Source organism: Hungatella sp. (genome assembly GCF_046966825.1).
The window spans coordinates 36,636-49,962 of record NZ_JBKVCZ010000017.1 but is presented as its reverse complement, the minus strand read 5'-3'; the positions used below and the strand labels follow the sequence as shown (position 1 = coordinate 49,962).

Annotated in this window: 9 protein-coding genes; 3 read left to right on the top strand and 6 right to left on the bottom strand. The window is 46.9% G+C overall.

What is annotated here, in order from left to right:
• Window positions 1–8: 8 nt before the first annotated feature.
• Window positions 9–890 (bottom strand): carbohydrate ABC transporter permease, encoded by an 882-nt coding sequence (locus ACLTD4_RS07925; protein ID WP_055657353.1) that lies wholly within the window; start codon window positions 888–890, stop codon window positions 9–11.
• Between the two features lie 15 nt (window positions 891–905).
• Window positions 906–1,811 (bottom strand): ABC transporter permease, encoded by a 906-nt coding sequence (locus ACLTD4_RS07920; RefSeq protein WP_412331227.1) that lies wholly within the window; start codon window positions 1,809–1,811, stop codon window positions 906–908.
• A 201-nt stretch (window positions 1,812–2,012) separates the two neighbouring features.
• Between ACLTD4_RS07920 and ACLTD4_RS07915 the strand changes: the two genes are divergently transcribed.
• Window positions 2,013–3,224, top strand: a complete 1,212-nt coding sequence (locus tag ACLTD4_RS07915) for a winged helix DNA-binding domain-containing protein (protein WP_117620815.1) — start codon at window positions 2,013–2,015, stop codon at window positions 3,222–3,224.
• Window positions 3,225–3,848: 624 nt separating this feature from the next.
• Here the strand turns inward: ACLTD4_RS07915 and ACLTD4_RS07910 are convergent.
• Complete coding sequence (locus tag ACLTD4_RS07910) at window positions 3,849–5,267, bottom strand: glycoside hydrolase family 28 protein (protein ID WP_117620816.1); 1,419 nt, start codon at window positions 5,265–5,267, stop codon at window positions 3,849–3,851.
• 240 nt (window positions 5,268–5,507) lie between these two features.
• Here ACLTD4_RS07910 and ACLTD4_RS07905 point away from each other — a divergent pair, with 240 nt between their 5' ends.
• Window positions 5,508–6,605 (top strand): alpha/beta hydrolase family protein, encoded by a 1,098-nt coding sequence (locus ACLTD4_RS07905; protein ID WP_117620817.1) that lies wholly within the window; start codon window positions 5,508–5,510, stop codon window positions 6,603–6,605.
• A gap of 176 nt (window positions 6,606–6,781) precedes the next feature.
• Here ACLTD4_RS07905 and ACLTD4_RS07900 read toward each other — a convergent pair whose 3' ends face one another.
• The 3 genes from ACLTD4_RS07900 to ACLTD4_RS07890 all read right to left on the bottom strand — a co-directional run bounded on the left by ACLTD4_RS07900 (window position 6,782) and on the right by ACLTD4_RS07890 (window position 10,290).
• A complete protein-coding gene (locus ACLTD4_RS07900; protein ID WP_117620818.1) occupies window positions 6,782–8,344 on the bottom strand; it encodes an extracellular solute-binding protein in 1,563 nt (520 codons plus the stop codon).
• A gap of 117 nt (window positions 8,345–8,461) precedes the next feature.
• The gene (locus ACLTD4_RS07895) at window positions 8,462–9,352 is read right to left on the bottom strand and encodes a carbohydrate ABC transporter permease (protein ID WP_117620819.1); all 891 of its coding nucleotides are present in this window, start codon (window positions 9,350–9,352) and stop codon (window positions 8,462–8,464) included.
• A gap of 11 nt (window positions 9,353–9,363) precedes the next feature.
• Window positions 9,364–10,290, bottom strand: a complete 927-nt coding sequence (locus ACLTD4_RS07890; RefSeq protein WP_055657343.1) for an ABC transporter permease — start codon at window positions 10,288–10,290, stop codon at window positions 9,364–9,366.
• A gap of 326 nt (window positions 10,291–10,616) precedes the next feature.
• On the opposite strand from ACLTD4_RS07890, the gene ACLTD4_RS07885 reads away from it, so the two are divergent.
• Window positions 10,617–12,860 (top strand): helix-turn-helix transcriptional regulator, encoded by a 2,244-nt coding sequence (locus ACLTD4_RS07885; protein WP_412331226.1) that lies wholly within the window; start codon window positions 10,617–10,619, stop codon window positions 12,858–12,860.
• Window positions 12,861–13,327 lie beyond the last annotated feature (467 nt).

Genomic DNA, 13,327 nt, shown 5'->3' with positions numbered 1-13,327 from the left:
ACCCGAACTCATCCCTTAACTGCCCCCAGAGTAATTCCCTTTACAAAGTATTTTTGTATAAATGGGTATACCAGTATAATTGGACCGATCGTAGCACATACCACCACCATTTTTATTGAATTCGTAGGGACTACAATATTTAGAGAGCCCGCCGAATTAATATAGGATGATGCATTAATATTGGAAATCATCTGCCGTATCATCATCTGGAGCGGATGAAGCTTGTAATCATCAATAAACAGCACCGAGAGCCACCAGTCATTCCAATACTGCAATGTATAAAACAGCATGATGATTACAATTGTTGGCTTTGCAACAGGAACAATGATTTTAGAAAATATCTGAAATTCTCCAGCCCCATCCATATATGCAGCTTCATTCAGTTCATATGGAATCTCCTTAAAACCGGATACCAGAATAAACGCATAAAACGGATTCAGCATATTCGGCAGAATAAGTGCCCACAATGTATCTTTCAGGTTAAGTCTCGTTATCATGATATAAAATCCCACAAGAGAAGTTCCCATCAGCATCGCCATGTAGGTCAAAAAAGAAAATGTATTCCTGTACTTTACCTTCTTAGCTGAAAGAAAATATGCATATGTAGTTGTCAAAAAAGTTGCCATAACAGTACCTGCTACCGTAATGATCAAAGAATTTTTATAGCTGGTAAAAATCTGCCCTCCCTTCAACAAATATTTATACCCTGCCAGTGTAAATTCTGACGGCCATACCTGAAAGCCGAATTTACTGATGCTAGCCTCCGACGCAAACGAGTTAACCACTACAAGCCAGAATGGAAAAGCCATTACTAATGTCACACTAATTAAAAACACAGCTATAAATATACGAAAACCCAGATTTCCTCTGCGTCCTCCTAATTTTTTCATTCTATCACCTCCTCTCTAAAACAGCGCCTGTTCTGGGTTATTCTTTTTCACAACTCGATTAAAGATCATAATCGTAAGAAATCCCAGCGCTGACTGATACAGACAAACGGCAGAAGACACCCCAAAATCTCCAAGCTGCCGCAGTGCCCGGAAAGAATACGTATCAATAACATCGGTCGTAGGAAACAAAACCCCGTTATCACCAATAATTCCGTATATCATTCCAAAGTCCCCATAAAAAATTCTTCCAATGCAAAGTAACAGCAGTGTAATCACCGTCGGTTTCAGTAAAGGCAGAGTGATGTACCATATTTGCTTCCATTTTCCCGCCCCATCAATATTGGCACTGTCGTAATAATCCTGTGAAATTCCAATAATTGCAGCAAGGAAAATAATAGAGTAATAGCCGGAAAACTTCCATATGTAGATGAATGTCAACAGGGCCGGCCATAAACCCGGGGTCTGATAAAACGGAATACTATCCCAGCCTCTGGCCTTCAACATATTATTCACCATCCCATCGGTTCCGTTTAACAAAGCAAATACCATCAGAGAAACTACCAGCCATGATACAAAATACGGCAGAAATACAAATGACTGGACAACTCTTTTAAAAAATGCATTACTGATTTCATTAATAAAGATAGCGGTTACCAGCGCCATAAGGATTGTACCGGTAATAAATAAAACATTTAGGAATAATGTATTCCATGTAATCTGCAGCCACGCATTGCTGCCGAAAAAAAACTTAAAATTTTCAAGGCCGCACCACGGACTGTTAAAAAATCCCTTTGTAACCGTATACCTCTTAAACGCCAGTACATGACCGAACATCGGTATAAATGAAAAAATAATTAACACTACGATTCCTGGCAGCCCCAGCAGATATAGCTGCCAATTTTGTTTCACATCTTTTATCAATTTCTTGTCCCCTCCACCTCAAATATTTTTGCAGTTTGTCCTGTCTGCGAATTCACTATAACAGCCGGAATCCGGGCTTGAAAAGTCAAAATTCTATCGTTTCATCGTATTTCTGATTATTCAGGTGTTCTGATTTTGACTTTTTGTCCTCATCTTGCTTTTTTCCTCCCTCTAACGTATTATAGGAAAGAGGAAAACGCCATGACAGAACCGAGTATTGAACAGATCAGAATTTTCAGGCTTCGCTCCCATCACCTGGATTCCGTGTACTCGAAATCGGAAACAGACAGGCTGGTCGGTGCGTGCGGTATGCAGAACACGCCGCCCGGAGCATGGGAAACCGCACTCTTTAACCGGGTGCCGGACTGTACCTTATCGGATATGGAACACCTGCTGTATGAACAGAAAACGCTCCTGCAGGCATGGAGCTACCGGGGCACGCCGGTCGTGTTTCCGGTTTCGGAGAGCAGTGCTTTTCTGTCTGCGCTCATACCAGATGAACCGGAGCCATGGATTTACACACAGGGAATCGCTCTAGCCCTCGACTTCCTGCAGATGGATTTTGACAGCCTGCTCGAAATACTGAAACAGGTAATTCCACAGCTGGACGATCACGTCATCGTCAGCAAGAGCGCCCTCGATCAGACTCTGGCCGGGTGGATGACGCCTCTGATTCCCATCCAAAAACGGAAGCTATGGAATCAGCCCTCCATGTACGGCAGCCCCGATGTCCAGACTGTCGGCGGAGCCGTTGTCTCCTTTCTGCTTCGGCCGTGTGCGTTTCACGGGCTCGTCGTATTCGGAAAACGGGATGGGATCAGCCCGACGTTTACCTCATTTAAAAACTGGACAGGCAGCCCTATCCCCCCGGATCGTGATGCGGAAAAGAAGCTGGTTCGAAAATACCTGCATTGCTATGGACCGGCAACCGCCGATATGTTTGCAAGCTGGCTGGGCTGTTCCGGCAAACAGGCGCGGCGTATGTGGAACACCATTTCAGAAGAAATGGAGACTGTCACAGTCTTCGAAAAAAAGGCATTTATCCTGTCAGAGGACAGGGAACGCCTCTTTGCTCCGGCCTCTTTTACCGGGAATCACCCGGAAGATTTGCAGGGGGATCTCCTGCTGCTCGGAGGGCACGATCCTTACCTGGACCAGCGTGACCGTGCGATCCTTCAACCCGATAAAACACTTCAGAAACAGATCTGGAAGCTTGTGACCAACCCGGGAGCGGTTGTCTACCGCGGGGAGGTGATCGGTATCTGGACAACGAAAAAGAAGGCCAAAGGAATGGATATCAAAATGACCCTGTGGACCGATGCCGCCGTAAAAATACCACTTCAGAATCTCGCAGAGATATACGCGGCGTTCCGGCAGCAGGCGCTGATGAATCTGGAAATCGCTCAACTTTAGACCATGCCACCGGCTTGCTCCCGGAAAGGGATGCATTCTGCCGGTTTTATTGTCCGAGCTGTTCGGTTAGCGAAAAACGTGGATGGCATTTCTGCCCTTGCACAAATGTAATTTCCCAGTTGTTTTTTATCTGCTTATAAGTGTATCAGTGTTGAAAAAAAGATTGAGGAAACCAAGGATGCTTATTACGATGTGCTGGAACAAATTGATGTAGGTAGTTCTTGCCTGCTACACCGATTTTAAAGCCAGAGTAGGTCTGGTGTCCGACCGTAATCGAAGTACGGTCTATGATGTGGTAAAAGCCTGGGTGACCGGGAAAGCTGGTAAGTTTACCAGTGCAGAAGTGATTGCTGCTTGTCCCAGCGGAAGCGGATGAGGAACCTTTTATATGCGGAAGGACGCTATGGAATAATAGTGTTTCGTCGAGCTGCGAGAGTTTTCGTCCAAATGGGTCGATAGAATAGACGATACTTAAAAAGTATGGATAAAAGACTTTTCTTTCATTTGATATATAGCCAGCCAGTCGACCGATTATCAGCTGGCTGGCTATTTTTGTATTCAAATCCAGAACTGATTGTTTACAAGCGGCCCCGGAAAATTCTCTGCACTGCGCATGAAACAGATTTAATCCAAATCATAAATCTCTTCCCTCAGACATCTGCATCCTTCCACCAGATACTTCGGCCGTTCATCCTCATGCACCGTTGAAAGAATGACCTGCGCCAGAATGAGATTTTTCACATTCCGGATATCCAGATGGGTGGTCCGGCTCCAGTCCGGATAATAGTTTTCACTCACTGCGGCCTCCGTTTTGCCCGTATCCAGCCTGATATTGGACTTATCACCTGTCTTGTTATACTTTGCCGTATCTCCCGCCTTATAATCCGGTACTTCCGGATATCCCTCCGGAATCTCGTCCAGCCGGACTCCTCCGATCGCCGTATAGTCGATGTTCTGGAACACCAGATTCTCAATCGGATGATCTTTATTCGCATCTACCCGGATTCCTCCGAATTCCGGTTTCCCCATAACATCGTCCTGGAAACGGTAATGAATCTTTTCCATTTCTTCATCATCCCTTATAATCAACCCGGAAATGGTTACCCTCTTAAGCGTTCCGATTTCCGGCATTTCCTTCAGTTCCACAGAGGAACCGATCTCCTCCATGCGGTTGTTCAACAGAATGAAGACGGGCCTGCTCACATTGTGCATGGTGTTTCCCTGAATGCAGATATCCGAGATATTTCCGCCCTCGGTGCACTCGATCTTAATTCCCTCCCGCCATACATTCTGGAAGGTACAGCCGGAGACCGTCACATTTCGGATATCCCCGATGGATTTGAGACCGATCCGGATTCCCGCACAGATGGAGGTAAAATGACAGTCCGATATGTGGACATTTTCCACGGGGTACTCCCTGCTGCCCGCCTGAAGGCAGAGATTGTCATCCGTACCGGATATCCTGCACCGTGCCACAAAGACATTTCTGCATCCGTCGAAATCGAGGCCGTCTCCATTGTATCTCCTATCGTTGCAGATTTCCAAATCTTCCACCCAAATGTTTTCACTATCCAGAAATGCGGTTGTCCATGCGGCGGACTGATAGAGCTTTATCCCCTTCAGCTTCACATCGCGGCATCTCAGGAAACGAATCATCATGGGCCGGTAAATGCTTCCTTCATTCGGAAAGCTTTCCGCATTTCCGTCGATGATCCCCTCCCCCATGATTCCGAAATTCTCCGCCTCCTCCGCGTAGATGAAACAGCGGTCCATGTCATGCTCGTTGACATAGCGGTTGTAATGAGTGTCCGTCCCGTACGCGCCAATGGAACCGCTTGCTGTCAGCTTTGCCGACGCCGTCACGATCAAATAGACGCCCGACTTCATATACAATGTTCCGGAGATGAATTCGCCCTTTTCCAGCAGAACGTACCCGCCGCCCTCCTGGCTGCACCGATCGATTGCCGCCTGAATCGCTTCCGTGTCCAGACTCTTTCCGTCCCCCGCCGCGCCAAAATCTTTTACTGAATAAAATGTTTCCATATCATCTCTCCTTTGACTGTCTTCTCTCTTTTTACTGTCAGTATAAGCCATATCCTGAAAATTTGAGTGCCGCTTTTTTCAGGTTTCCATGCACATTTTTCAGGAGTCTTCCTTTTTCTTTCTGTTACAAAAACTAATCCCGGCAGCAATCCCCTGTTTTTATACTTTCAGGCTCCCGAATCTTCTTTTATAATGAAAATGGCAGCACGAATACCATTATTATGAAAGCGGGGTATCATTATGACTTACTCTTATAAACAATTTTTTCGGCAGATCTATGAATCCGCCCCTCCCAAATGCGCCTGCACCGCAACGGATGCCGCTTCCTTTCTAATCTGGAAGGACAAATCCAGAGACCGTCTCCGGGAATTACTCGGCCTTTCACGTCTGGAGCAGTTTATTGCCGATTCTGCTCCGTACAGCAGGGAAGCAGAGCTTATAAGTACCTTTCAGGAGGATGGATATACCCGGTATAAACTGAAAATACAGACACTGCCGGATGTTTTCATGCCTTTTTACATGCTGGTTCCAGACGGACTTTCGGATTCCCGGCCCCATAAGGCCATGATCGCTATTCCAGCCCACGGCGCCAGCAAGGAAAGTGTGGCCGGCGTTCTCACCGCTCCCGGAGTCAGGGAAAAGCTGGCGGCCGATCCCAAGGAGAGTTACGGCCTTCAGCTGGTCAAAATGGGCTATACCGTATTCTGCCCCGATCCCCCGGGATATGGAGAACGCTTAGAGCCGGTATCCATGGAGGATCGTACCTTCCTCGGCGATGTCTTACCGAATCCTCTTGGCTCTTCCTGTAAAAATCTGACTATGACCGCGGAAGCCCTGGGACTTACCTTTGCCGGTCTCGCCCTGTGGGATCTGATGCGGCTCGTCGATTATACAGAAACACTTCCCACGATTGATTCAGAGAGACTCGGCTGCTGCGGCTTTTCCGGGGGCGGTCTCTATACCATGTGGCTTGCCGCCATGGACGACCGAATCCGCCTTGCAGTGATCAGCGGGTACTTACACAGTACAAAAGAAAGTATCCTGGAAACCCATTTATGCCCCTGCAATTTCGTTCCCGGACTGTGGCGTGATTTCGATCTGTGTGACATCGCCGCTCTCATCGCTCCCCGGCCCGCGTTCTTTGAAAATGGACTCCAGGATGTGCTGAATGGGCCAAAAGGCATTGATGATCCCATCAGCCAGTTCCACAAAATCCAGAGAATCTACTCCCTGTTCGGCAAAGCCGGCCATGTGCGCCACCGCACCTTCGAAGGTCCACATATGTGGTATGGACTGGGATACGATTTCATAGACGAATCCTTTGCATCTTCATTGTAGTAAAATAGCGGGAGCGTTAAACCGGACCATGATTGATTGTCCACTTTTCGCTCCCGCCTTTTATTTGCTTTTCCGGCTTGTTTGCCAGTCATATCATCTGCCCTTCAGGCTTACTTCCCGGTCATATCATCTGCCCTTCAGGCTTACTTTCCGGTCATATCATCTGCCCTCCCTGCTTACTTCCCGGTCATTTTATCGGCTTCCGCCTGCATGAATTCCATAATCTTATCGAGTCCTGCCGCCTTCTGATTCTCTATATACTTATTGACGGCCGCGTCCACATCATTATTTTCCACAATGCCTGCCAGGAGCAGCTTGCCCTGCTCGTCGTATAACTGGTCTCTCTGCGCCAGCTCTGTCTTGATGCTGCTGGTGTCAGGGTTAAAGCCTGTCAGTGGAGATACGACAAGGCTGTCCTTTTCAAGCCATTCATTTTCCATCTCCAGCGCCTTTGGCGTGATCATTCCCGATGGCTTATCAAACTGGCCTCTGACAAACGGCCAGCAGAACCAGCCCAGGAATGTGGAATTTGCTGCATCCTGGCCTTCCGGATACTGGATGGAGCCGTCTTCGCCCTTTACGTACGTTTCCCCCTCAATTCCATACATAAATAAATCATATGCATCCTCATCCGTGTTTAACAGTTCCAGGAGCATCAGAAGCCGTTCCGGGTTGGCCGCATTCTTGTTGACTGCAAATGCGTTGTTTAACGGGGAATCATAGCGGTACTTTCCATCCGGATAAATTTCTGCATATCCCAGTTCTGCATTTGGAATGTTGAATACAACGCCCTGCATGGCATTCTCGTGAAGTCCCACCTTTGCAAATGTCTTGCCGTTCTCAAACATCTTAGTATCGGTCTCGGAAAGCTCATTTTTCGATACGATGCCCTCGTTATACCACTTGTTCATCCAGGTGACTGCCTCTTTAAACATCGGAGTCTCTTCCACAGCCTTAAGTACCGGCTTTTCTCCGTTAAAATCAAAGGTCAGGGTGTGATAATTCATGTTATCCATTTCATATTTTGCATGAAGTATAGCCAGCACATCGCTGTATGTATTGCCTCTCGGGAAACCCGATTCGAATATCGTAATATCCGGAACCTTTGCCTTGGCCTCCGTCAGCATGGCATCCAGATCCTCGATCGTCTCAAGCCTGGAGGTATCGACTCCGTACTGATCCGCCAGATCCTTCCGGTAAAGAAGAATCGCTTTGGAGCTCTTCTTTTTCGTCCATGGCATGGCCACCAGCTGGCCATCGATGCTGCATGCGGTCATAGAGCCATTTTCCTGATACGTCGCATAGAGTGACGGCGCATACTGCTGCATGAAATCATTTAACGGCATCAGGCCGCCCTTGTTGGACATCTTATTATAAAGCATCCAGTCAGAAACATACATTCCATCAAAATCATCTCCACCTGCGACAAGGGAGGTCATCTTATCCTCGTAATCGCCGAACGGCACGTAATTGAACTCTATCTTATCAATATTCAGTTTATCTCTATACGTTTCGCAAAATTTGTCCAGTACCTCTTCCTGCACCTGATACTTATCGCTGCAGGACCACAGCTTCAGCGTCACTGGTTTTAACTCCGCGGGAGTCTCTCCCGCCTCTGTCTTTGCCGCAGTACTTCCCTGTGTCTCCTGCGTTTTGGACCCGCACCCTGCAAGTCCTGTCATGCACAGCGCAGCGGCCAGTGCAATCGATAATGCCTTTGTACCTGTTCTTTTTTTCATTGTAACCTCTCTCCTTTTGATTATTATATATTTTTTTGTTGCGCATTGCAAAAACATCTGTATTATTTTGCGGTGATGTCTCCGACCGGACTGTGAACTGTAATCCTTCAGGTATTCTCATCCTTTTACAGCCCCTACCATAATGCCTTTTACGAAATATTTCTGTACAAACGGATAGACCAGAATAATTGGACCGATGGTGGCGATACAGGTCGCCATCTTAATTCCCTCCGATGGTATGCTCCCCGCCGCCTGTGTGATCGCGTTGACATTGGAGGAGGAGCTTAAGAACTGGATATTGGAGGTAATCGTTCGCAGGAGCAGCTGCAGCGGCTGCAAATCCGTGTTGTCGATCAGCATAATCCCCAGCCACCAGTCATTCCAGTAGTTTAAGCTGATGAACAGGCTGATGGTGGCGATAACCGGTTTCGCCAGAGGCAGAATAATCTGGAAAAAGATCCGGTATTCCGACGCTCCGTCGATTTTCGCAGACTCCACCAGTTCCGCAGGAATACTCCGGTAATAATTTCCCGTCAGGAAAATATACCAGGCGTTAGCCAGATACGGCAGAATCAGGGCCCATACGGAATCCTTCAGATGAAGCATATTCCGGCATACGATAAACCACGGCACCATTCCTCCGTTGAACAGCATGGTAAACAATACGAAGAAATTAAGAGCCCTGTGATACTTCACGCGGTCCTGGGAAATAGGGTATGCCGCCAGCGTAATCACCGCGACACTCAAAATCGTTCCCACCACAGTTACAAAAATTGAAATCTTATATCCATTTAAGATTCTTCCCGCGTCCGCCAGAAGGATCTTATACGCCGTAAAATCGATCCGCCTTGGAAACAGCGAGTATCCATATGATATAATATCGGCTTCCGGCGTCAGTGAGCTGACCAGAACCAGCCAGAACGGCACGATACAGATGAGTGCGCTGACTGCCAGCAGAATGCTGATGGGGAAATTTTTCCATGACAGTTTTTTTCCTTGTTTCATCATTTTCTCCTCCCTTAAAACAGTGCTCCGTCAGGATTGTGCTTTCTTGCCAGACGGTTCATAAAAAGCAGGATCGCCGTGGACAACACCGACTGGTAAAGCCCCGCGGCCGACGACATCCCCACGTCTCCGTTGAGCCTTAAGTTACGGTAAATGAACGTATCCAGCACATCCGTGGTGGAATAGAGCTGCGCGTTATTTCCAATCATGGAGTAGAACATTCCGAAATCCGCGTTCATGATTTTGCCGCAGTTCAGCAGAAGAAGCGTAATAGCTGTCGGCGCCAGCAGCGGCAGGCTGATGCTCTTAATCTGCTGCCATCTCGATGCACCGTCAATCTTCGCCGCCTCATAGTATGTCGTATCAATACCGCCCAATGCCGCTATGTACATGATCATGCCGTACCCTGTCATCTTCCAGACACGGAACACCACCAGGATCACGACCCACATCTTCGGATTCTCGTACCAGTTAATGGCCTCCATTCCAAACAACTTGAGCAGTGTATTCAGACTTCCGTGTTCATAGTTAAATAAGTTATAGGAAAACAGTCCTACCACAATCCAGGAAATGAAATAGGGGAGAAAGATGCCAAACTGCACGGCAGATTTAAATTTCTTCATCCTCAGTTCATTAAACATCAATGCAAATCCCAGTTCGAATACCAGTCCGAATACGATAAATAACAGATTTAGCAAGATCGTATTCCATGTGGCCCTTGTCGCCGATCCCGACGAAAACAGATATTCAAAGTTTTTCGTCAGCGGTGAAATCCAGGGGCTTCCGAATATTCCGTCCGCAAAATTAAAATCCTTAAACGCCGTTACCATACCAAACATGGGCAGATAATTAAACAGAATTAAAACCGCGGCGGCCGGAAGAAACATGCTGTACAGAGCCCTGTTCTTATAAAGTTCCTTAAAAAATCCCTTTCCTTTCATATCACTTTTCTACTCCTTTCCTGCTCCCTGCATGATTTCACTATACGCTCCCAGGCATGCCTCCGTAAACTGCGGATACTCCGTAATGGCTTCAAAAAGCGGGGTTTTCAGACTTTAAAATCTAACACTTTACTCTCATTTCCAAAGATCAGCCCTCCTGATGATTGATTCCAGGGCCGCTTTTCGCTATACTGAATAAAGAGTCCGATAAAGCGGAGCACGCTGTCGGCCGGAGTCTTTTCTTTAGCAGGACTCACTTTTCTGCAAAAAACACTCATGGGAAATGATATGCTCAGAGAACACTTACGATTGGGGTAAAAAGAGATATGATAAAGAAATTGATTGGTGGCAAGAATTATTTCAGAAAGATGCTCAGCACATGCCTGCTGGTCATCTCCGTCACAATTTTCATCCTGACAGTATTTTTTTATCAGAGATACGCGGATTCTCTCTCTAAAAATCTGTACGACGGCCAGGAAAAGAATCTGGAAAAGAGCGCCCGCACCATGAACGATCTGGTCAGTGAGATCTCACAGCTCTACAATACGGTCATTCTGGATTCCAGAGTTGTCGGTTTCGGTTCACTGAAGGAATTCGATCCGGCTGAGAACTACGCTACGTATCTGATTGTAAAGAAATTCTACAACATCAATCCATACGTAAGCTCCCTTTATATTTACAATGCCATGGCAGACGACGCCATAACCTGCGGTTCCTACCGTTTCAATCTCGATTACTGCTGGGAGTATTTAAAAGAGGTGAAAAAGGCTTCCGTCTTCCCATCCCCTCTGACAGGAACGTCAGAAGAGGCCCTTACCTTCGCCTATCCGGTCTATGCGGATAATTTTGATGAACTGAGTGGAGGCATCTTCATCAATCTGGATATGAAGAAGCTCTCCGAGCACGTGCTGGGAACCGGCTCCCAGGCAGGTATGGTTCTGGGGGATAATGGTATGGTTCTGCTCTCCGACTTGACGGAAGATTTTACCTCAGACCCTGAAGCCTGCGAGGCGTTTCTCGCCTGGCCCAGTCTGACAGAGGGCGAATCCGCCAGCAGCTTAAGAACCTTTCACGGAGACGATTATTTATGCGCCTTTTATAAAGATCCAGCCCAAAATTTCACCTTTTTAAGCGGTGTCCCGTACAGTGAAATTGTCGGTCCCATGAAGTTTCAGAGAAACTTATCTCTGGCTGTGGCAGCGGCGATCTTCCTGGCTGCCATTCTGCTGCAGTATATCATTACGAAACGGCTCTACCGGCCTTTGGAGGCGATTACTGAAGAGTTCCGGGATTCCAAGTACGCCGGCGGCTCGGACATGGATGAATTTTCCCTGATCCGCCACGTCTATGAAAATGCCATCGATGAAATCAGAGAACTGGAGGCGGAAAATGCCTTCTATCAGCCCCGCATGAAATCAGACCTGATCCGTGGTCTGGTTCTGGGAAACCGCGATATCGCCCAAACGAAGGAGCTTCTGGAAAATAATGGATGGGAGATCCCCTTTGAAGGGATGTTTTTAGCCTGCTTTTTCATAGAGAACAGTGACAGCAGCGATCTCCTCGCCCCCATTGTGCAGACCAGGATCAGCCAGCATCTTCACGAAACCTTAAGTCCCCTCTTCTACACGGAATGCGTTCCCGTCGCCTCTGACCAGGTCATCTGTCTGATTAATACCATAGAGGACATTCCCATCACCTTCGATGAACTGGTACGGCTTCTGGAGGCGGCTAAGGACGAACTTCTTACAGATAACCATCTGGTTTTAACCATCAGTCTCGACGGTGTAACCAGTGGAATTGAGGATTTGAACCGGGTGTACCGGCGCGTATTGGAGCTTAAGAACTACCGTTTCGTGCTGGGTACCAATCAGGTTATCTATCCGGGGCGCGTGATGGAACTGATGCCGGAATACATGACGTATCCCGATAAGCTGGCCGATGAGATTCTCGCCTGCATGCTGCACGGAAAGCAAAAGGAATTCACGGAAAATGTTCAGGAGTTTCTTTCTATTTTAAAGCAGTATTCATATCAGCCCGCCTCCCTGCTGTTTAACCGGCTGTACTTAGATCTCCTGTTCCAGATGCAGAAATTAAACGCTCCCGACAAGGACTCCTATTTATCTGCCGAGACGCTCCACACTCCTGCCACTCTGACGGAAGGGGCCGACGTCCTCCTGACCATCTTTGAATGGTACCAGGAACGGAAGGCCGCAGCCGAACAGTTAAAGGACAACAAGCATTTTGAACGGATTGAGGAAAGCAGAAAGTACATTGAAGAGCACTATAATGATTACAACTTAAGCGCCGGAATGGTGGCCGAGTACTTAGGCTATTCCACCAATTATTTTTCCAGAATCTTTAAGTCCATCACCGGCTTTTATATCAATGACTACATACGCCAGATCCGCATCGTTAAGGCTCAGGAGCTTCTGATGAACAGCGATATGACCATCACCACCATCGCCGAGGCAACCGGATTCTCCAATCCGAACTACTTTTATTCCATATTCAAAAAAGAGACAGGACTGACGCCGGCCGCATACAGGAACGCGGGGCAGAGGAATGGGTAGGGGTGGGGATGTGGAGGATGGGGGATCATCGAATATTTCACTCTGTTTTTATGTTGTATTTACTCCCGTTTAATGTTATAATGTTTTTGTATAATTGATTATAGAAGTCAGAGGATAGTCTGATGGTTTCCTTCGGAAATAACCGCAGGAGGACATGTAATATGAATACACTTGAAGTGTTGACATTAGTGCTGGTGATCTTTACCGCACTGACTTACATAGAAAATCATCAGAAAAGAAAATAGCTATCCTCTACTCGCACTAGAGGATAGCTGGTAACTATAAATTACTACAGAATCCGAAGCGCAATCATCAGACCAGAAATTGTCTTTTGATTACTTCTAAGTAAATTATACACTGGGTACTTGTTTTTTTCAAGTACCCTTTTTTATTTTTCTCAATCATATTCAAAAAATTAATACTCATCACAGCCAAAATCCATGATAGTAGTCTCCCTCAAAGTATGG